This is a genomic window from Burkholderia sp. Nafp2/4-1b (assembly GCF_003635165.1).
In the GTDB taxonomy this organism is placed as follows: Bacteria; Pseudomonadota; Gammaproteobacteria; order Burkholderiales; family Burkholderiaceae; genus Burkholderia.
This window is the reverse complement of sequence record NZ_ML058601.1, coordinates 45,267-66,197: the sequence shown is the minus strand read 5'-3', so window position 1 is coordinate 66,197 and position 20,931 is coordinate 45,267. Positions and strand designations below refer to the sequence as shown.

Here is a 20,931-nt window from a genome sequence, read left to right as displayed (position 1 = left end):
CGCCGTCGTGCCCGCCTGTTTCCCCGCGCGGTCACGCCGGGGACGGAAATGGCGGGGAAGCTCCATTCAAAGGGTTAGTCATGAACGTAGGTCTCGTAGGTTGGCGCGGCATGGTCGGCAGCGTGCTGATGCAACGCATGCAGGAAGAAGGTGATTTCGACCTGATCGAACCGGTGTTTTTCAGCACCAGCAATACAGGCGGCAAGGCGCCGTCGTTCGCGAAAAACGAGACCACGCTCAAGGACGCGACCAACGTCGACGAGCTGAAGAAGTGCGACGTGATCATCACGTGCCAGGGCGGCGACTACACGAACGACGTGTTCCCGAAGCTGCGCGCGGCCGGCTGGAACGGCTACTGGATCGACGCGGCATCGTCGCTGCGGATGCAGGACGACGCGGTCATCATCCTCGATCCGGTCAACCTCGACGTGATCAAGGACGCGCTCGTCAAGGGCACGAAGAACTTCGTCGGCGGCAACTGCACGGTCAGCCTGATGCTGATGGCACTAGGCGGCCTGTTCCGCGAGAACCTCGTCGACTGGATGACGGCGATGACGTACCAGGCCGCATCGGGCGCGGGCGCGCAGAACATGCGTGAACTGCTGTCGCAGATGGGCGCGCTGCACGGTTCGGTGCAGGAACAGCTCGCCGATCCGGCTTCCGCGATTCTCGACATCGACCGCCGCGTGCTCGCGACGATGAACAGCGACGCGATGCCGACGAGCCAGTTCGGCGTGCCGCTCGCCGGTTCGCTGATTCCGTGGATCGACAAGGATCTCGGCAACGGGATGTCGAAGGAAGAGTGGAAGGGCGGCGCGGAAACCAACAAGATCCTCGGCAAGCCGGCCATGGGCGAGCCGGGCTCGATCCCGGTCGACGGCCTGTGCGTGCGGATCGGCGCGATGCGCTGCCACTCGCAGGCGCTGACGATCAAGCTGAAGAAGGACGTCCCGCTCGACGAAATCAACGGCATCCTCGCGTCGGCGAACGACTGGGTGAAGGTTGTCCCGAACGAGCGCGAAGCATCGATGCGCGACCTGTCGCCGGCGAAGATCACCGGTACGCTGACGGTGCCGGTCGGTCGCCTGCGCAAGCTCGCGATGGGCGGCGAATACCTGTCGGCATTCACGGTCGGCGATCAGCTGCTGTGGGGCGCGGCCGAACCGCTGCGCCGCATGCTGCGCATCCTGCTCGACAAGTAAGGATCGGACCGCGCAGCGCGCCATCGGCGCGCAACGCCTGCCAGCCCTTCGCGGGGCGGCAGGCGTTTTTTATTTGGCCGGCGCCCGGCGGTGTGCAGGCGGCGGCCGAGCCGCTGCACCGGCATGAGCGGCCGCAGCGACCGGCGACGAATTCGGCCGGAATCCGATCGCGTGAAGTAAACTATGCGGTTACGACGCGCAGAACCGCCGAAAGCGTCGCGTTCAGCGCGACGCTTTTGCATTTCTGCGGCGACTTTATTGACGCTTTCCTACGCGAATCCGAGCCGCGCCCGTGCGCGGCGATAGAGCCTACGATGTCCCGAATTTCCTTGTTTCCGCGTCTGTCCCGTCTGTCGTGCGCCGTGCGTGCCGCGCTGGCGATCCTGGCGCTGGGCGCGTCCGCGTCGGCCTGGGCCGCCGGCGCCGGTGATCTGCCGGCGTCCGCAGCAGGTGGACCCGCGCCGCTCAACGTGACCGTCCAGCCTGGCCAGTCGTTGAACGACCTCGCGAAAGCCGCGACCCAGTCGCACGATCCGGCCGTGCTTGCGCGCGCCGGCCGTGCGCTGTTCGACGCGAATCCGCAGGCGTTCATGAAGCGCGACCCGAGCCGCCTGAAAGTCGGCGCGACGCTGACGGTGCCCGCGCTCGACGCGACCGGTGCGGCGCTCGTGCCGGCCGGTGCGTCGGGTGTGTCGGGTGCGTCCGGAACAGCGGCAGCATCCGCGCCGGCCGCCGCGTCGGGCACGGCCGCCGCTTCTGTCGCGCAGCATGGTGCGACCGCGCCGCATCCGGGTTCGGCCGTGCAAGCCGCGCCGGCCGCGTCGGCTGCGCATCCGGCGCCGGTCAGCGGGGCGAGCGTCGCGACAGCGGCCGGGGCGTCGGCTTCGATCGGCGCGTCCGCTGCGCACGGTGCGTCGACGGTCGAACCCGTTCAGCCGGCAGCGTCGGCGGCCGGTGCAAGCGGCCCGCACGTATGGAGCGGCTCGATTCAGTCCGCGCCGTCGTCGGCAAGCGAAGCCGCTATCCAGTCGGTACCGGGCAATCCGGCGCAACGCATGCACGAACCGTCCGCGGCGGCCCCCGTCGCGGGCGCATCGCAGCCGCGGCCGTCGAGCCTGCAGCAACTGCTCGCGCTGAAGAACCGCGTGCTGATGGAGCTGCAGAAGCACGGAATCGGCAAGCCCGCCGCGACGAACAACGTTGCACCGGCGCCTGTACCGACACCCGCTGTGCCGCGTCCCGCTGCAAACGACGCGGGGGCATCCGCTGCCGCGTCGTCTGCGGCCGCGAGCGAAGCGGCGTCCGGTGTGGCCGCGAGTGCGGTACAGCCGGCATCGGCGCCCGTGCAGGCGGCCGTGCCGGCGCCGGCCGCCGCACCCGTACGCGGTTCGGAACAGATCGACTGGCGTCCGGCCGCGGCGGCCGGCGCGGCCGTGGTCGTGCTTGCGGCCGGGTTTGCCTGGCGCAAACGCCGCAAAGCGCGCTCGGCCGACGACATCACGCCGGCCTCCGGCGTCGCGGCTGCTGGCGATGCCGATGCATCGCCGTCGCCTGTCGCATCCGCCGAACCGTTGCCGCCGATCCTCCCCGAGACGCCACTGGCCCGCGACGCGGCCGGCGACCTGAGTCTGGTTACGGCGGCTGCCGCAGCGGCCGAGACGGTCGAGATGCACGAACCCGAGGTCGCGTCGTCGCCGGATACGGCAAAGCCGCACGACGAGCAAGTGGAAGCGCCTTCTGCGCCCGTCGCGCGCACCGAACCGTCGCCGCCGATCCTCCCCGAGACGCCGGTGGCCCGCGACGCGGCGGGCGACGTGAATCTGGTCACGGCGGCCGCCGCAGCGGCCGAGTCGGTCGAGACGCACAAACCCGAGGTCGCGTCGTCGCCGGAAGCGGCGAAGCCGCATGACGAGCAGGCGGAAGGGCCGTCTGCGCACGTCGCGCCCGACATCGACGCAGCGTCGGCCGCGCACGACGTGAAGCCCGTCGCGGAACCGGCGGCGGACGAGCCCGTCGCAGCACCCGCCGCAGCGACCAACGACGCGCAGCACGCGGCGCTGATGCAGAACGCGATCAGCGCGCTCAACAGCCTCGACATGCCGCTGCCGCCGCGTGCCGCGGACGAGCAGGCCGAGGAAGAGGGGCGAGCCGCAGGCGAGCATATCGCAACTAACGGTCAATCCGCCGCGCCTCCGCACGTCGGCGTGAACGGTCTGTCCCCGGAACATTCAGCCGACCAGGACGACGAGTTCGACTGGGATCCGGATGCATCCACGCCCGCACCTCACGCTGCGGGCGCATCCACGCCGTCGTCGCTGCCGCCGCTCGGGGGCGCGCAGTTCGGCGCGCTGAAGCTGGATTTCGACCTCGACCTGCCGTCCACGCCGGGCGCCGTGTTGCCGGCACTGACGCCGGAGGAGCTCGCGCGCATCGCCCGCAACAAGCTGGATCTCGCGTCCGAGTACGTCGAACTGGGCGACCTGTCCGGCGCGCGCACGCTGCTGCAGGAAGTGGTCGACGCGAACGACGCCGCGACGCGCGACGATGCACGCGCGCTGCTCGCGAAACTGGCGGACGAGGCGTGATGCGGATCGCGCTCGGGATTCAGTACGACGGCGCGGCGTTCTGCGGCTGGCAGGCGCAGCCGCACGGCAAGACCGTGCAGGATGCACTCGAGCGTGCGCTCGGCGAATTCGCGTGCGTGCCGCTGCACACGACGGTCGCGGGGCGGACCGACACGGGCGTGCACGGGCTCGGCCAGGTCGTGCATTTCGACACGGAACTCGACCGCACGGATTTCTCGTGGGTGCGCGGCACCAACGCGTTCCTGCCGTCGACAGTGTCGGTGCAGTGGGCGAAGCCGATGCCGGACACGTTCCACGCGCGTTTCTCGGCGTTCGAACGCACCTACTACTACGCGCTGTACGTGCATCCCGTGCGCTCGCCGATGCTGGCCGGCCGGTCGGGCTGGATCCACACGCCGCTCGACGACGACGCGATGCGCGCCGCCGCCGCGCACCTGATCGGCGAGCACGATTTCTCGTCGTTTCGTTCGTCGGAATGCCAGTCGAAGACGCCGGTCAAACACCTGTACCAGATCGACGTGCGACGCGCGGGCAACTTCATTCATTTCCGCTTCCGCGCGAACGCGTTCCTGCATCACATGGTGCGCAACCTGATGGGCTGCCTCGTCGCGGTCGGGCGCGGCCGCTATCCGGCGGACTGGCTCGCCGACGTACTGGCCGGCCGCGATCGCAATCTCGCCGCACCCACGTTCATGGCCGACGGGCTGTACCTGGCCCACGTCGGCTACCCGGCGGAATTCGCCGTCCCGCCCGCGCAGCTCGGCAGCGTGCCGTGGAGCAGCGTCTGGGCCGATCTGGACCCACCATCATGACGGATCACGCCGTGTCTTCTTCGACTTCCGCCGCGGCAGCGCTCGCGCCGCGCACGCGCATCAAGCTGTGCGGCCTGTCGCGCCCCGAGGACGTGCTGCACGCGGCTGCGCTCGGCGCCGACGCGATCGGCCTGGTGTTCTATCCGAAGAGCCCGCGCGCGGTGTCGATCGCGCAGGCGGCCGAGCTCGCGAGCCTCGCGCCGCCGTTCGTGTCGGTGGTCGGGCTGTTCGTGAACGCGACCGAAGCCGAGATCGAGGCCGTCGTGCGCGACGTGCCGCTGACGGTGCTGCAATTCCACGGCGACGAGACGCCCGAGCAGTGCGACGCCCTCGGTCGCGCGGCGCGCCTGCCGTGGTTGCGCGCAGTGCGCGTCGGCCCCTCGACGCAGCGCGCCGATTTGGTAGAATTAGCGCTTCATTATTCGAAAGCGCGCGGCCTCCTGTTCGACACCCTGGTGCCGGACTACGGCGGTAGCGGCAAGGTCTTCGATTGGTCTCTTATTCCCGCAGAGCTCGCGCATCGGGCCGTTTTGAGTGGTGGCTTGAGCGCGCAAAACGTCGGTGATGCGATCCGCCAGTTGCGTCCGTTTGCTGTCGATGTCTCGAGTGGCATCGAAGTAGAGGGCGCGAAGGGCGTGAAGGATCACGCCCGGATGGCGGCGTTCGTACGCGCGGTGCGCGAAGCGGACGCCGGGTGATGCAAGCCGGTGCGGCCCCAAAGGCGGGGCGCACCGACCGATCGAGAGAGACACCATGTACAACCTTCCTGATGATCGCGGCCACTTCGGCCCGTATGGCGGCGTGTTCGTCGCCGAAACGCTCATTCACGCGCTGGACGAACTGCGCACGGCGTATGAAAAATTCCGGAACGACCCCGATTTCATCGCCGAATACGAGCGTGAACTGAAGTATTTCGTCGGCCGTCCGTCGCCGATCTATCACGCGCAGCGCTGGAGCGAGATGCTCGGCGGCGCGCAGATCTACCTGAAGCGCGAGGACCTGAACCACACCGGCGCGCACAAGATCAACAACGTGATCGGCCAGGCGCTTCTCGCGAAGCGGATGGGCAAGAAGCGCGTGATCGCCGAGACGGGCGCCGGCCAGCACGGCGTCGCGACCGCGACGATCTGTGCGCGCTTCGGGATGGAGTGCATCGTCTACATGGGCGCCGAGGACGTGCGCCGCCAGGCCGCGAACGTCTACCGGATGAAGCTGCTTGGAGCTACGGTCGTGCCGGTCGAATCGGGTTCGCGCACGCTGAAGGACGCGCTGAACGAGGCGATGCGCGACTGGGTCACCAACATCGAAAGCACGTTCTACATCATCGGTACGGTCGCGGGCCCGCACCCGTATCCGGTGATGGTGCGCGACTTCCAGCGCGTGATCGGCGACGAGTGCAAGGTGCAGATGCCCGAGCTCGCCGGCCGCCAGCCGGATGCGGTGATCGCGTGCGTCGGCGGCGGTTCGAACGCGATGGGCATCTTCTATCCGTACATCGACGATACCTCGGTGCAGCTGATCGGCGTCGAAGCGGCCGGCGACGGTCTGGACACCGGCCGTCACGCGGCGTCGCTGATCGCCGGCAGCCCCGGCGTGCTGCACGGCAACCGCACGTACCTGCTGCAGGACGACAACGGCCAGATCATCGAGACCCATTCGGTGTCGGCCGGCCTCGACTACCCGGGCGTCGGCCCCGAGCACGCATGGCTGAAGGACAGCGGCCGCGCGCAGTACGTGCCGATCACCGACGACGAGGCGCTGAAGGCGTTCCACGACTGCTGCCGGATCGAGGGGATCATCCCCGCGCTCGAGTCGAGCCACGCGATCGCGTATGGCGTGAAGCTCGCGCCGACGTTGCCGAAGGACAAGATCCTGCTCGTCAACCTGTCGGGCCGCGGCGACAAGGACATGCACACGGTCGCCGAGCGATCGGGCCTCGTCCTCTGACCCCGCCCGATGCGTGACCTGATCGAACAACCGGCCGGCGGCGCCGCGAGCGAAGCGGAGGCGGGGCAGCCCGTCCTCGCCGTGCCGCGCGCACTGTCGGCCGGGATCGAGCTGCACAACCGCGATTTTCTGATCGAAGCCGCGCGCCTGCCGGATGCGTCGATCGACCTGATCGTCGCCGATCCGCCGTACGGGCTCGGCAAGGACTACGGCAACGACTCGGACAAGCGCTCGGGCGACGATTTCCTCGCGTGGACGCGCGAGTGGCTCGAGCTCGCGATTCCGAAGCTCAAGCCGAGCGGGTCGATGTACATCTTCTGCACGTGGCAGTACGCGCCGGAAATCTTCAGCTTCCTGAAGACGAGGCTCACGATGGTCAACGAGATCATCTGGGACCGGCGCGTGCCGAGCATGGGCGGCACGACGCGCCGTTTCACGTCGGTGCACGACAACATCGGCTTTTTCGCGGTTTCCAAAGCGTATTACTTCGATCTCGATCCGGTCCGCATCCCGTACGACGCCGACACGAAGAAGGCCCGCTCGCGCAAGCTGTTCGAAGGCAGCAAGTGGCTGGAGATGGGCTACAACCCGAAGGACGTCTGGTCGGTCTCGCGCCTGCATCGGCAGCACGCGGAGCGCGTCGATCATCCGACCCAGAAGCCGCTGGAAATCATCGAGCGGATGGTGCTCGCGAGCTGCCCGCCGGGCGGCCGCGTGCTCGATCCGTTCATGGGCAGCGGCACGACCGCGGTGGCCTGCGCGCGGCAGGGGCGCGACTTCGTCGGCTACGAGATCAACGAAAGTTATTGCGCGATCGCGCACGAGCGCGTGAGCGCGCTCGCCGCGCAGGCGTGCGCGTGAGTCGCGCCGCCGCCATGCCGATCGCATCAAGGAAAATTGCCATGTCCTCCCGTATCCAGCAGACCTTCGCCGCACTCGCCGAACAGGGCCGCAAGGGCCTGATCCCGTTCATCACGGCCGGCGACCCCGATCCCGCGAAGACCGTCGAATTCATGCACGCGCTCGCCGAAGGCGGCGCCGACGTGATCGAGCTCGGCGTGCCGTTCTCGGACCCGATGGCCGACGGCCCGGTGATCCAGCGCTCGTCGGAACGCGCGCTCGCGCGCGGCGTCACGCTGGCGAGCGTGCTCGCCGACGTGAAGCGCTTTCGCGAGACCGACCAGAAAACCCCCGTCGTGCTGATGGGCTATGCGAACCCGATCGAGCGCATGGGCGTCGACACGTTCGCGACCGAAGCGCAGGCGGCCGGTGTCGACGGCGTGCTCGTCGTCGACTATCCGCCCGAGGAAGCGGGCGTGTTCGCCGAGAAAATGCGCGGCGCGCAGATCGATCCGATCTTCCTGCTCGCGCCGACGTCGACCGACGAGCGCATCGCCGACGTGGGCAAGATCGCGAGCGGCTACGTGTATTACGTGTCGCTCAAGGGCGTGACCGGCGCCGGAAATCTGGATGTTTCGAGCATTGCGGGTAAAATCCCGGCCATCAAGTCGCGCGTGCCGGTTCCGGTGGGCGTCGGCTTCGGGATCCGCGACGCCGAGACGGCGCGCGCGGTGGCCGAAGTGTCGGACGCCGTCGTGATCGGCAGCCGCCTGGTGCAGCTGCTCGAGAGCGCCGCGCCGGAGGGCGCCGCCGCCGCGCTGAAGGCATTCATCGCCGAACTGCGCGCCGCCCTGGACGGCGCCGGCCAGGCAGCGCGATAAACACAACACAAGGAAGCGGGGCCGGGCCGCCCGGCCCGCCCCGCCACGGAACAGGGAAACATACACGATGAGCTGGCTCGACAAACTGTTGCCGCCGAAGATCAAGCAGACCGACCCGAAAAGCCGCAAGGGCATTCCGGAAGGCCTGTGGGTCAAATGCCCGTCCTGCGAGGCCGTGCTGTACCGCAACGACGTGGATGCGAACCTGCACGTGTGCCCGAAGTGCGATCACCACATGCGCATTGGCGCACGTGAGCGTCTCGACGGGTTGCTCGATCCGGAAGGCCGCTATGAAATCGGCCAGGAAATCGTGCCGGTCGACTCGCTGAAGTTCAAGGACAGCCGCAAGTATCCCGATCGTCTGAAGGAAGCGATGGACGAGACGGGCGAGACCGACGCAATGGTCGTGATGGGCGGCGCGATCCACACGCTGCCCGTCGTCGCGGCCTGTTTCGAGTTCTCGTTCATGGGCGGCTCGATGGGTTCGGTCGTCGGCGAGCGTTTCGCGCGCGGCGCGCAGAACGCACTGGAACAGCACGTGCCCTTCATCTGCTTCACGGCGTCGGGCGGCGCACGGATGCAGGAAAGCCTGCTGTCGCTGATGCAAATGGCCAAGACCACCGCGATGCTGACGAAGCTGGCCGAAGCCAAGCTGCCGTTCATCTCGGTGCTGACCGACCCGACGATGGGCGGCGTGTCGGCGAGCTTCGCGTTCCTCGGCGACGTCGTGATCGCCGAGCCGAAGGCGCTGATCGGCTTCGCCGGCCCGCGCGTGATCGAGCAGACGGTGCGCGAGAAGCTGCCGGAAGGCTTCCAGCGTGCGGAATTCCTGCTGAAGACGGGCGCGATCGACATGATCGTCGATCGCCGCAAGATGCGCGACGAGATCGCGCAGTTGCTCGCGCTGCTGCAGCGACAGCCGGCCGACGCGCTGGCCTGACCGGCGCAAGTGGTGAACTCTGCGCGTCGCCTGGCTCCAGCGTCAGGCGGCGCGCTTCGTTTTTTGGCGTAGTGGCGGTATCGATCCAGATTTGATCCGATGAGCACTTTTCCCACTCTCGACGCGTGGCTTTCGCATCTCGAACGCGCGCACCCGGTCGGCATCGACATGGGCCTGACCCGCATCGGGCAGGTCAAGGCGGCGCTGCAGCTCGAATTCGCTTGCCCCGTGATCACGGTCGGCGGCACGAACGGCAAGGGCTCGACCTGTGCGTTCCTCGAGGCGGTTCTCGTGAACGCGGGCTACAAGGTCGGCTGCCACACGTCGCCGCACCTGCTCGAATTCGCCGAGCGCGCGCGCGTGAACGGGCAGCAGGTCAGCGATGCCGAGCTGCTGCCGCACTTCGAGGCCGTCGAAGCGGCGCGCACGTCGCTGCCCGAGCCGGTGTCGCTCACGTACTTCGAATTCACGACGCTCGCGATCCTGCACCTGTTCGCATCGCGCGGGCTCGACGCGGTGATCCTCGAAGTCGGCCTCGGCGGCCGGCTCGATGCGGTCAATATCATCGATACCGATTGCGCGATCGTCACGAGCATCGACATCGACCACACCGAATACCTCGGCGACACGCGCGAGAAGATCGCGTTCGAGAAGGCGGGGATCTTCCGCGCGGGCAAGCCGGCGATCTGCGGCGATCCCGCGGTGCCGAACACGCTCGTCGAGCATGCGGCCGCGATCGGCGCCGACCTGTGGCTGGTCGGGCGCGATTTCCGCTATGAAGCGCAGCCGGGCGCGGAGCGCCAGCAATGGAGCTACCTCGGCCGCGACAAGCGCTATCCGGCCCTTGCGTATCCGGCGCTGCGCGGTGCGAACCAGCTGATCAATGCATCGGCCGCGCTGGCCGCGCTCGAGGCGCTGCGCCCGGTGCTGCCGGTGTCCGCGCAGGACATCCGGCTCGGGCTCGCGAACGTCGAGCTGCCGGGGCGCTTCCAGGTGCTGCCCGGCAAGCCGGCGATCGTGCTCGACGTCGCGCACAACCCGCATGCGGCGGCCGTGCTCGAGCAGAATCTCGGCAACATGGGCTTCTTCCCGTACACGTACGCGGTGTTCGGCGCGATGCACGACAAGGACATCGACGGCGTGCTGCGGCACCTGAAGGGCGAGATCGACCACTGGTGCGTGACCGACCTGCCGCTGCCGCGCGCGGCCAGCGCGGAGCAGCTCGAAGCCGCGCTGCGCAAGGCCGGCGTGGAGGAGGGGGCCGATTCGAGCGTGACGCGCTTCGCGTCGCCCGCCGACGCGTTTCGCGATGCACTAAAAAGAGCATCCGAGAATGATAGAATCGTGGTTTTCGGCAGTTTCCATACGGTGGCAGGTGTGATGGCCTACCGGAAATCGCAGCAACACTGACTGACGGGCAGTTTCGGACTCAGCCATTCATGGGAATTTTCTCGTTCGGCAAGAAAGACGACGACGCGCCCACCCGGCGCGGCGGTCGTACCGGGGCCTCCCGGAACGTGCGCACGGAGCGCACTGAACGCGTCGAGCGTCGCACGCGCCGCACCGAGCGTCCGGAATCGGACGCACTGCTCCTCGATCCGACCCTTCCTGAAAAGCAGCGCGCCCGCCGGCGCCTCGTCGGCGCGATCGCGCTCGTCGTCGCCGCGGTGATCGTGCTGCCGATGGTGCTCGATTCGCACCCGAAGCCGGTGACGGACGACATCGCGATCGACATCCCGAACCGGCCTGCGCATCAGGCGGTCGCGCCGCGTGACGACGACGTGTCCGACGTGCAGGCGGGCGTCGCCCACGACGAGCCGCCGGCCTCCGATGTCGCGGTGGCGGCCGTGCCCGCGCCCGCAGCGAAGGATGCGGCGAAGCCGGCCGCGAAACCCGATACGTCGACCGCGACGACCACGGCGAGCGTGACGCCGCCGAAGCCCGTCGCCAAGCCGGCCGCGGCCGCGCCGGCGGCGAAGCCGGCTGCGCCCAAGCCGGCCCCCGCGACGGTCGCGAATGCCGACGCGGCGGCCGACAGCGGCGACGCATCGTCACCCGCATCGCCGGCCGGTGCGCGCTTCGCGGTGCAGCTCGGCTCGTTCAAGGACGACACGACGGCCCGTTCGTGGGCCACCAAGTTGAAATCGGCGGGTGTGCCCGCATATGTCGAGCATCGCAAGCAGGCGGACGGCAGCACGGCTACACTGCTGCGTGCCGGCCCGTTTGCGGATCGCGCGGCGGCGTCCGCCGCGATCGCGAAGGTGCGCGAAGCCGGACTCACGCAGTAACGTGCGATGCTGACGGCTTTCGACTACGCTGTATTGGCGGTGATCGCGTTGTCTGCGCTGCGTGGCGCATGGCGCGGTTTCGTCTCGGAGATTTTCGGGCTGATCGGCTGGATCGCGGCAATTGTGATCGCGGCCCGCTATGTCGGTCTGGTGGTGCCGTATATTCCGGCGAACTGGCCGGGCGGCGCGTTGACCCAGTGGGTGCTCGCGTTCGCGCTGATCGTGATCGGCGTCGTGTTCGTCGCCGGTGTCGGCAACGCGCTGTTGTCGCGGATCGCGCAGGCGACGGGCCTCGGCGGGGTCGATCGTTCGCTGGGCATGATGTTCGGGCTTGTGCGCGGCTGCGTGCTGGTGCTGCTGCTGGTCGCGGCGGCCGGGCTGACCGAATTGCCCAAACAGGATTTCTGGCGCAATGCGCTATTGCGTCCTATCGCCGAACAGGGCGTGCACGAGCTGAAGCAGCTCCTGCCCGACGGCATGGCCCAGTACGTACGCGTGTGACGACGCGGCCGGGCAGGACGGAACCGATTTTGTCATCTTGAAGGACATGCCATGTGCGGCATCGTAGGTGTTATCTCCCAATCCCCGGTCAATCAGCTGATCTATGACAGCCTGCTGCTGCTGCAGCATCGCGGTCAGGACGCAGCGGGCATCGCGACGGCGGACGGCAGCAATTTCCACATGTACAAGGCGAACGGCATGGTGCGCGACGTGTTCCGCACGCGCAACATGCGCAGCCTGCCCGGTACCTTCGGCATCGGCCAGGTGCGCTACCCGACGGCCGGTTCGGCGTCGAGCGAAGCCGAGGCGCAGCCGTTCTACGTGAACGCGCCGTTCGGGATCATCCTCGCGCACAACGGCAACCTGACGAACTGGGAACAGCTGAAGGACGAGATGTTCCGGATCGACCGCCGGCACATCAACACCAATTCCGACAGCGAAGTGCTGCTCAACGTGTTCGCGCACGAGCTGCAACTGTCGACCACGGGCCTCGAGCTCGATCCGGCGTCGGTGTTCAAGGCGGTCGCCGGCGTGCATCGCCGCCTGCAGGGTTCGTACGCGATCGTGTCGTTGATCGCCGGCTACGGCCTGCTCGCGTTCCGCGACCCGTTCGGCATCCGCCCGCTGTGCATCGGCAAGCTCGAGACCGAGCACGGCACCGAATGGATGGTTGCGTCGGAGTCGGTGGCGGTCGAAGGCATCGGTTTCGAATTCGTGCGTGACCTGGAGCCGGGCGAAGCGGTCTTCATCGACAAGGCCGGCAACTTCCACAGCCAGCAGTGCGCGGAGAACCCGACGCTGAACCCGTGCATGTTCGAATACGTGTATCTGGCCCGTCCGGATTCGTGCCTCGACGGCGTGCCGGTCTACAACGTGCGCTTGCGCATGGGCGACTACCTCGCGGCGAAGATCAAGCGCGAGCTGCCGAACGTGCCGATCGACGTCGTGATGCCGATTCCCGATTCGTCGCGTCCGGCTGCGATGCAGGTGGCCGCGAAGCTGGGCGTCGAGTATCGCGAAGGCTTCTTCAAGAACCGCTACGTCGGCCGCACCTTCATCATGCCGGGCCAGGCCGTGCGCAAGAAGTCGGTGCGCCAGAAGCTCAATGCGATGAGCATCGAGTTCAAGGACAAGCACGTGCTGATCGTCGACGACTCGATCGTGCGCGGCACGACCTCGCACGAGATCGTGCAGATGGCGCGCGATGCGGGCGCGAAGTCGGTGATCTTCGCGTCGGCGGCGCCGCCCGTGAAGTTCCCGAACGTGTACGGCATCGACATGCCGACGCGCGGCGAGCTGGTCGCACACGGCCGCACCGACGACGAAGTCGCGAAGATCATCGGCGCCGACTACCTGATCTATCAGGACGTCGACGATCTGCGCCGCGCGGTGCGCGACATCAACCCGAAGCTCGAGGGCTTCGAGGCGTCGTGCTTCGACGGCAACTACATCACCGGCGCCGTGACGCCCGAGTATCTCGATGCAATCGAGCGTGCCCGTCTCGCACCGGCTTCGCAGGCCGATCGCGACGCGGCCAGCGACACCGCGGTGTCGCAGATGAACCTGCAGCTGTCGGTAGAGTGATGCCGGCGCACGCTGCGAATGAAGCGTGATAGGATGTGGCCTTGCGTCGATTTGATTCAGCTTGCGGACGCGGGGCGACTTCCCAAAACAGCTAAAGCGAAGGCCGGCGGCAGCCGGCCCGAGTCGATCGCTGTCGTACCGCACCGAAGCCCGCTGATGCCGACGCATAGCGGGCTTTTTGTTTTGGCCTGACTTTGTGGCTGGATTCGCGCCCGATGCATGACGCGCGGCGCGACCCTCGAATACGGAAAACGGAACATGGACGACTCCCTCAACTTTGACACGCTCGCCGTGCGCGCGGGCACGCAGCGCAGCGACTACAACGAGCACTCGGAAGCGCTGTTCCTCACGTCGAGCTTCTGCTTCACGAGCGCGGCCGAGGCCGCGGAGCGCTTTGCGAATTCGGAAGACTACTTCACGTATTCGCGCTTCACGAACCCGACCGTCACCATGTTCCAGGATCGTCTCGCCGCGCTCGAAGGCGGCGAGGCCTGCATCGCGACGGCATCCGGCATGGCCGCGATCATGTCGGTCGTGATGTCGGCGCTGCAGGCGGGCGATCACCTCGTCAGCTCGCGCAGCCTGTTCGGCTCGACGCTCGGGATGTTCTCGCAGATCTTCAGCAAGTTCGGCATCACGACGACCTTCGTCGATCCGACCGACCTGAACGCATGGCAGGAAGCGGTGCGGCCCGAAACGAAGATGTTCTTCCTCGAAACGCCGTCGAACCCGCTGACCGAGCTCGCCGACATCGAGGCGATCGGCAAGATCGCGAAGGCTGCGAACGCGCTGTTCGTCGTCGACAACTGTTTCTGCAGCCCGGTGCTGCAGCAGCCGCTGAAGCTCGGCGCGGACGTCGTGATGCACTCGGCGACGAAGTTCCTCGACGGGCAGGGCCGCGTGCTCGGCGGCGCGCTGGTCGGCTCGAAAGAATTCATCATGGGCAAGGTGTTCCCGTTCGTGCGCAGCGCGGGCCCGACGCTGTCGGCGTTCAACGCGTGGGTGCTGCTGAAGGGGATGGAAACGCTGTCGCTGCGCGTCGAGAAGCAGTCGGCGAACGCGCTGGAAATCGCGCGCTGGCTCGATTCGCATCCGGCGGTTGCGCGCGTGTTCTATCCGGGGCTGCCATCGCATCCGCAGCATGAGCTGGCGAAGCGTCAGCAGAAGGCGGGCGGCGCGATCGTGTCGTTCGAGCTGAAGGGCGACACGCCGGAACAGCAGCGCGCGAACGCGTGGCGCGTGATCGACAGCACGAAGCTGATCTCGATCACCGGCAACCTCGGCGACACGCGCACGACGATCACGCATCCGGCGACGACGACGCATGCACGCGTCACGCCGGAAGCGCGTGCGGCCGCGGGGATCACCGAAGGGCTGATCCGCCTTGCGGTCGGCCTCGAAAATGCGGGTGACCTGCGCAACGATCTCGCGCGCGGCCTCGCGGGCTGAGCACGGCAGCACGGCTTTCAGCGCCGCCATGACGACGGGCCGCTCGACTTCGAGCGGCCCGTTTCTTTTGAGTGGCTGAGAACGTACGGCGTTGCGGGAATCAGTGGCCCTGCGCGTTGCGCATTGCGTCCATCATCCAGCGCAGCGTGTCGTCGAGCGGCGTCACGGGCAGCTCGCCCACAGTGCGCCGCAACTTGTCGCGCGAGCCGGAGAGGCTTTTGACTTCGTTGTGCCGCACGAAACGCGGATCGATCGTCACGTCGATCACGTAGCCGGCGATTCGCGACAGCATCGCCAGCACTTCCTTCAGCGAATACGCGCGCTCCGAGCAGACGTTGAACGTCTCGCCGGCCGGCGCGGCTTCGAGCAGCTTCAGATAGGCGGCCGTCACGTCGCGCACGTCGGAGAAATCGCGGCTCACGTCGAGATTGCCGAGCGAGATGCGCGGCGCGTTGCGCGCATAGTGCGACACGAGCTTCGGCAGCAGATACGCATCGGCCTGACCGACGCCCGTGTAGTTGAACGGCCGCGCGATCACGATCGGCAGGCGGTCGGCCCACAGCTTCGCCGCGTATTCCATCGCGAGCTTGCTGACCGCGTAGTCGTTCGCTGGCGCCGGCGTCACCGTTTCGTCGAGCACGCCGGCCGTCGAATTGCCGTAGATGTTCGCGCTGCTCGCGAGCAGTACCGCCGACGGACGGCGGTCGAGGCCCGCGAGCGCGGCCAGCAGGTTGCGCGTGCCGACGATGTTGACCGCGTAGGTTTGCGACGGCTCGTCCTGCGCGACGTGCGCCCGCGCGGCCAGATGCACGACCGCGTCGGGCCGTGCGTCGGCGACCGCCGCACGCATCGCGTTCGTGTCGAGCAGGTCGACCGGCAGCAGCGTGCAGTTCGCGAACGCCGGATCGTCCGGTCGCGCCGCGCCGGGCGCCACGGTTCCCCATACGTCGTAGCCCGCCGCCGCGAGGTGCTGCGCCATGTAGCGGCCGGTGAAGCCCGTCAGGCCCGTGACGAACGCACGGCGCGACGGGCGGCCGGCCTCAGTACGTGTCATGGTGACGATTCCGTGTCAGATCGGCTTCGACCATCATCTGGCAGAGCTGTTCGAGCGTCGTCTCCGGTGCCCAGCCGAGCTTGGATTTCGCCTTGTCCGCGCAGCCGATCAGCAGGTCCACTTCGGCCGGGCGGTAGAACTTCGGATTCACTTCGACGAGCACGTTGCCGTTCGATGCGTCGATGCCGCGCTCCTGCTCGCCCTTGCCGGTCCATTCGATCTGGTAGCCGGCGGCCGCGAACGCCATCCGCACGAAGTCGCGCACGGTCTCGGTGCGGTTGGTCGCGAGCACGTAGGTGTCGGGCTCGTCGACCTGCAGCATCCGCCACATCCCTTCGACGTATTCGAGTGCGAAGCCCCAGTCGCGCTTCGCGTCGAGGTTGCCGAGCTCGAGCTTGGTCGCCTTGCCGAGCTTGATCTTCGCGACGGTGTCGGTGATCTTGCGCGTGACGAACTCGCGGCCGCGCAGCGGCGATTCGTGGTTGAACAGGATGCCGCTGCAGCCGAACAGGTCGTAGGACTCGCGGTAGTTCACGGTCATCCAGTGCGCGTACAGCTTCGCGACGCCGTACGGGCTGCGCGGGTAGAACGCGGTGGTTTCCGTCTGCGGGATCGCCTGCACCTTGCCGAACATCTCGGACGTCGACGCCTGGTAGAAACGCGTCTTCGGGCTCACCACGCGGATCGCCTCGAGCAGGTTCAGCGGGCCGATGCCCGTGACTTCGGCGGTGGTCGCAGGCTGGTCGAACGACACGCCGACGAAGCTCTGCGCGGCGAGGTTGTACAGCTCGTCCGGCTGCGTGCGCTCGAGCAGCCGCAGGCTGGAGCCGGCATCCGTGAGGTCGTGCTCGACGAGCGACAGGTTCGGGTGCGTGTCGACGCCGAGTTCGGCGATGCGCCAGAAGTTGACCGAGCTGGTGCGGCGGTAGGTGCCCGTGACCTCGTAGCCCTTGTCGAGCAGCAGCTTGGTCAGGTAGGCGCCGTCTTGCCCCGTGATCCCCGTGATGATGGCCTTCTTGCGAGTTTGGCTCATGGCATTGTCCTGGTCGAAACGATGGATTGAGAAAGTCAGGCGGTCGTGCGCGCGGAGGCGGGCACCGGGCTGCGGGCGGGGCCGCGGGTCAGGCGCCGCTCGAAGCCGTACCAGCTCAGGGTGGCGTACGCGAGCGTGATCGCGAGCGCGAGCGCGGCCGTGACGAAACGGTTCAGGTGCAGCGGCCACAGCGCATACAGCACGCTCAGGTGAATCAGGTAGACGGTGTAGCTGACGGTGCCGACGTAGACGAGCAGCGGGTTCGTCAGCACGCGCTGCACGAGGCCGCGTCCGCGCAGCGCGATCACGACGATCGACGTGCACAGCAGCAGCGAGATGCTGTAGAGCGCGGCATTCGACAGCGGCGTGTTCGCCGCACGGAAACGCGGGAACGACAGGTGCAGCCAGCCGAGGATCGCGAGCGACACCAGCGCGCCGACGATCGCGAGCGGATAGAACGGCTCCAGCGCGCGCCGGTCGCGGCGCAGCACGATCGCGAGCAGGGCGCCCGCGGCGAGCAGGTCCATCCGGAACGGCGTCAGGTAGTAGATCGGCCAGAACGAATCGAACCACGGCGTCGCGATCGCGCGCAGCACCGGTGCGGCGACGATCAGCGCGGCGGCGATCCACAGCAGCGCGCGCTCCGAGCACCACAGCACGACGAACGGCCAGAAGATGTAGAACTGCTCCTCGACGGCGAGCGACCACAGCACGTTCAGGCTGTCGTGGCCGATGCTGCCGAGCGACAGCCCGATGTTGGTCGAGAAGAACGCGAACCACGGCCAGTGCGGCAGCCAGCTCGCGCCGAACAGCAGCGTCGACACGACGAGCAGCAGCACGTACGGCGGCAGGATCCGACGCACGCGGCGCGCGTAGAAGTGGCTGAAGTACGACTGCCCGCGCGCCTTGCGGTCGAGCAGGATGCCGGTGATCAGCAGGCCGCTCAGCACGAAGAACAGGTCGACGCCCATCCATAGCGGCGCCTTCAGCGCGTGTTGCAGGAACACGGCGCCGACCGCGATCGCGCGCAGCCCGTCGAGCTGCACGATGCGGCCGTGTTGCGGCGGGGCAAGGTCGGCGGTGCGCGAGAGGCCTGTCATCGCGCCGCTCCTTCGCGGCGCGCGGCCGATGCCGTGGCGCGCCGCGCATCCGATGCGTGAACGTAATGCATGCGTTTAAATGAAATATGGAATCGAAATCGATTCTAGGGAAAAGAAATCGGCAAAAAAACGCGTGTCATTTATCCGGCTGAAAACCTTCAAATGACGGCGAGTGCAATCGCGGCATGAAAGTTTTGCAGGCTGGGCGGCCCGTCCGGCGGCCCGGAGCGGCATTTTCTACACGTTTTTGCGTAACGGGCGGTCGTTATTTCCGCTTGGTCGGCGCTATTCCACATTGTTCGGGTTCGATATTTCACGCAGAAACATCCCCAAATATTTCCAAATTTCTTGTGATTATTTTTGCCGGTAACCTGCATCGCGACGTTTGAAACCCATTTATAGCGACAGGTCGTCCCGGCATGCAGTACGCCACCGCGCCGGTCGCTTCGCATCGAGTCTGGAGAGCGCATTGCGACGTCTGATTCTGGTTGGCGTGACGGTATGCGCGGCGCTGTCGGCGAGCGCCGCATCGGCTGAAACCGTGTTGCCCGCGACCACGTCGTGGATCGGCAACACGTTCGGCTATGGCGACGGCAGCTGGACGCAGATCGACATCCGCGCGATCGCGGTGACGCCCGACGGCAAGGTGTATACGAACGCGCCTTGGGACGAGAGCGGCGCCGAGGCGAGCGTCTACCAGGACGGCAAGATGCTCGGCTTCGCCGGCGGCACGCACGGCTGGGGCAACCTCGGCGGCAACGCGGTGGCGGTGAACAGCAAATATGCGTACGTCGCGATCGGCGTCGGCAACGAGCGCGGCCATCTGCAGGCGCCCGGCATCTGGCCGGACAAGGGCAAGCAGTGGTTCGGCATCTCGCGGCGCACGATCGGCGACATGAAGCAGCCCGCGCCGTTCCGCGCGGCGCCGCAGGTCGCGCCCGGCGGGCGCGCCGACGCCGGCCGCGCGCGGATGGCCGCCAGTTTCATGGTGATGAACGAGGTGCCCGCGCCGGCGCGCTCGGAAGTCGGCGAAGCGAAGGCGGAAGTCGGCGGCCTCGCGGCCGACGACAAGACGCTGTTCGCGACGAACCCGTCGCATGACGAAGTCGACGTGTTCGACGCCGAGACAATGCAGAAGAAGGGTACGTGGAGCGCGCACGAGCCGGGGCGCATCGCGCTCGCCGGCGACGGCACGCTGTGGCTGCTGACCGATACGATCAGCGGGCCCGCGCACCTCGTGCACGTGCGCGCGGACGGCCGCAAGCTCGACGACGCGCCCGCGCTGTCGGAAGGCACCGACTTGGTGGACGTGGCGGTCGACGCGAAAGGGCGCGTGCTGGTCGCGGACAACGGCCCGCGCCAGCAGGTGCTGATTTTCTCGAAGGGCGGCAAGGGCTATGCGCCGTCAGGCACGCTCGGCGAGCGCGGCGGGATCTTCGCGGGCCCGGTGCCGGGCCGCCCGGGGCCGCAGCGCTTCAACGGACTGACGGGCGTGGGCGTCGACCGCGCAGGCAACGTGTATGTGTCGATGAACGGCATCGGCCCGCGTCACGACACGATCGGGGCGGGGCTCGGCGCGGTGCTCGAGAGCTACACGCCGGACGGCAAGCTGCGCTGGCAGGTGCAGGGGCTGCTGTTCGTCGACGGCGCGTGGCTCGACCCCGCGCGGCCGAACAGCGTGTACACGGGCAACAAGCGCTTCGAGCTCGATTTGTCGAAGCCGCCCGGCCAGGACTGGAAATACGCCGGTTTCCTGTCGAACCGCTTCAAGTATCCGGACGATCCCGTGTTCCACACGGACCAGTACCCCGGCATGCCGTTCGCGCGGCGCATCGACGGCCGCACGTTCCTGTACCTGACCGACATGTACGCCGACCACCTGAAGATCTATCGCTTCGACGCGAAGCGCGACGGCGAGGTCGCGATTCCGTCGGGCCTGATCGCGGGCCGCGCGCGGCCGGTCGACAAGGTGCCGAACAAGCCGCCGGGCGGCGACTGGATCTGGCGCGACACGAACGGCAACGGCCGGCTCGACGAGGACGAATTCACGACCAACACGACCGGCAAGGCGAAGGCGGGCGGCTGGGGCTGGTGGGTGGACACGAAGGGCGACGTCTGGCGCACGAGCGATGTGCGCGGCATTCACCGCTTCGGCTATGGCGGCCTGGACAAGGCCGGCAACCCGATCTACTCGTACGACAAGGTCACGACCTATCCGATGCCGCAGCCGTTCACGCAGCTGCGCCGCGCGATCTACGAGCCGCAGACGGACTCGCTCTACGTGACGGGCTACACGGCCGACGCGCCGCCGCAGCCGGGCATCAACAAGGAAGTCGGCCGCGTGCTGGTGCGCTTCGACAAGTGGTCGAGCGGCTCGCCGGTGGTGCGCTACCAGGCCGCGCTGCCGTGGCAGCTCGATGCGAAACCGATCCTCGACCTGATCGGGATCACGGTCGAGGGCCGCTACATCTTCACGGTGGAGCCGGTCGGCAAGATCCACGTGTACGACAAGGAAACCGGCAAGGAAGTCGGCGTGATGAGCCCGGGCGCCGAGGTCGGCAAGGCGTCGGGCTGGGTCGACGTGCCGTTCGGCATCAGCGCGTTCCGGCGCGAGAACGGCGAATACCTGGTGTTCGTCGAGGAAGACGCGCGCGGCAAGGTGCTGATGTATCGCTGGAAACCGTGACGGGCGGCGCACCGTCGCCGCAGTCGTCG

Annotated in this window: 17 protein-coding genes; 14 read left to right on the top strand and 3 right to left on the bottom strand. The window is 67.5% G+C overall.

Annotated features, from left to right (window positions below):
- The first annotated feature begins 80 nt into the window (after positions 1 to 80).
- The 13 genes from asd (at position 81) to C7H84_RS09720 (ending at position 15,029) form a co-directional block, all read left to right on the top strand.
- On the top strand, positions 81 to 1,202 hold the full coding sequence (gene asd, locus C7H84_RS09785; RefSeq protein ID WP_059466419.1) for an aspartate-semialdehyde dehydrogenase: 1,122 nt from the start codon (positions 81 to 83) through the stop codon (positions 1,200 to 1,202).
- Between the two features lie 314 nt (positions 1,203 to 1,516).
- On the top strand, positions 1,517 to 3,787 hold the full coding sequence (locus C7H84_RS09780; protein ID WP_121858626.1) for a FimV/HubP family polar landmark protein: 2,271 nt from the start codon (positions 1,517 to 1,519) through the stop codon (positions 3,785 to 3,787).
- A complete protein-coding gene (gene truA, locus C7H84_RS09775) occupies positions 3,787 to 4,599 on the top strand; it encodes a tRNA pseudouridine(38-40) synthase TruA (RefSeq protein ID WP_162999255.1) in 813 nt (270 codons plus the stop codon). The genes C7H84_RS09780 and truA overlap by 1 nt, the downstream gene beginning before the upstream one ends.
- On the top strand, positions 4,596 to 5,297 hold the full coding sequence (locus C7H84_RS09770; protein ID WP_121858624.1) for a phosphoribosylanthranilate isomerase: 702 nt from the start codon (positions 4,596 to 4,598) through the stop codon (positions 5,295 to 5,297). Before truA ends, C7H84_RS09770 begins: the two co-directional genes overlap by 4 nt.
- 55 nt (positions 5,298 to 5,352) lie before the next feature.
- Positions 5,353 to 6,546, top strand: coding sequence for a tryptophan synthase subunit beta (gene trpB, locus C7H84_RS09765; RefSeq protein ID WP_121858623.1), 1,194 nt, complete (start codon positions 5,353 to 5,355; stop codon positions 6,544 to 6,546).
- Positions 6,547 to 6,555: 9 nt separating this feature from the next.
- Positions 6,556 to 7,407 (top strand): site-specific DNA-methyltransferase, encoded by an 852-nt coding sequence (locus C7H84_RS09760; protein ID WP_121858622.1) that lies wholly within the window; start codon positions 6,556 to 6,558, stop codon positions 7,405 to 7,407.
- Between the two features lie 41 nt (positions 7,408 to 7,448).
- A complete protein-coding gene (gene trpA, locus C7H84_RS09755; RefSeq protein ID WP_121858621.1) occupies positions 7,449 to 8,267 on the top strand; it encodes a tryptophan synthase subunit alpha in 819 nt (272 codons plus the stop codon).
- Between the two features lie 67 nt (positions 8,268 to 8,334).
- Positions 8,335 to 9,207: an acetyl-CoA carboxylase, carboxyltransferase subunit beta gene (accD, locus tag C7H84_RS09750; RefSeq protein WP_009691548.1), complete on the top strand. Its 873-nt coding sequence runs from the start codon at positions 8,335 to 8,337 to the stop codon at positions 9,205 to 9,207.
- A 99-nt stretch (positions 9,208 to 9,306) separates the two neighbouring features.
- A complete protein-coding gene (gene folC, locus C7H84_RS09745) occupies positions 9,307 to 10,617 on the top strand; it encodes a bifunctional tetrahydrofolate synthase/dihydrofolate synthase (protein WP_121858620.1) in 1,311 nt (436 codons plus the stop codon).
- 29 nt (positions 10,618 to 10,646) lie between these two features.
- Positions 10,647 to 11,495: an SPOR domain-containing protein gene (locus C7H84_RS09740; RefSeq protein WP_121858619.1), complete on the top strand. Its 849-nt coding sequence runs from the start codon at positions 10,647 to 10,649 to the stop codon at positions 11,493 to 11,495.
- Between the two features lie 6 nt (positions 11,496 to 11,501).
- The gene (locus C7H84_RS09735; RefSeq protein WP_121858618.1) at positions 11,502 to 11,996 is read left to right on the top strand and encodes a CvpA family protein; all 495 of its coding nucleotides are present in this window, start codon (positions 11,502 to 11,504) and stop codon (positions 11,994 to 11,996) included.
- A gap of 51 nt (positions 11,997 to 12,047) precedes the next feature.
- Positions 12,048 to 13,580, top strand: a complete 1,533-nt coding sequence (gene purF / locus C7H84_RS09730) for an amidophosphoribosyltransferase (RefSeq protein WP_121858617.1) — start codon at positions 12,048 to 12,050, stop codon at positions 13,578 to 13,580.
- A 258-nt stretch (positions 13,581 to 13,838) separates the two neighbouring features.
- Entirely contained in the window at positions 13,839 to 15,029 is a 1,191-nt protein-coding gene (locus tag C7H84_RS09720) for an O-succinylhomoserine sulfhydrylase (RefSeq protein WP_121858615.1), read from the top strand.
- 100 nt (positions 15,030 to 15,129) lie between these two features.
- On the opposite strand, the gene C7H84_RS09715 is transcribed toward C7H84_RS09720, so the two are convergent.
- From C7H84_RS09715 to C7H84_RS09705, 3 genes are read right to left on the bottom strand one after another with little or no spacing between them, the layout of a single operon-like run.
- The gene (locus C7H84_RS09715) at positions 15,130 to 16,083 is read right to left on the bottom strand and encodes an NAD-dependent epimerase/dehydratase family protein (protein WP_121858614.1); all 954 of its coding nucleotides are present in this window, start codon (positions 16,081 to 16,083) and stop codon (positions 15,130 to 15,132) included.
- Positions 16,070 to 17,116, bottom strand: coding sequence for a GDP-mannose 4,6-dehydratase (gmd, locus tag C7H84_RS09710; RefSeq protein WP_121858613.1), 1,047 nt, complete (start codon positions 17,114 to 17,116; stop codon positions 16,070 to 16,072). The genes C7H84_RS09715 and gmd overlap by 14 nt, the downstream gene beginning before the upstream one ends.
- 35 nt (positions 17,117 to 17,151) lie before the next feature.
- Positions 17,152 to 18,216, bottom strand: coding sequence for an acyltransferase (locus C7H84_RS09705; RefSeq protein ID WP_121858612.1), 1,065 nt, complete (start codon positions 18,214 to 18,216; stop codon positions 17,152 to 17,154).
- Between the two features lie 469 nt (positions 18,217 to 18,685).
- On the opposite strand from C7H84_RS09705, the gene C7H84_RS09700 reads away from it, so the two are divergent.
- Positions 18,686 to 20,902, top strand: a complete 2,217-nt coding sequence (locus tag C7H84_RS09700) for a hypothetical protein (RefSeq protein WP_121858611.1) — start codon at positions 18,686 to 18,688, stop codon at positions 20,900 to 20,902.
- The last annotated feature ends 29 nt before the right edge of the window (positions 20,903 to 20,931 follow it).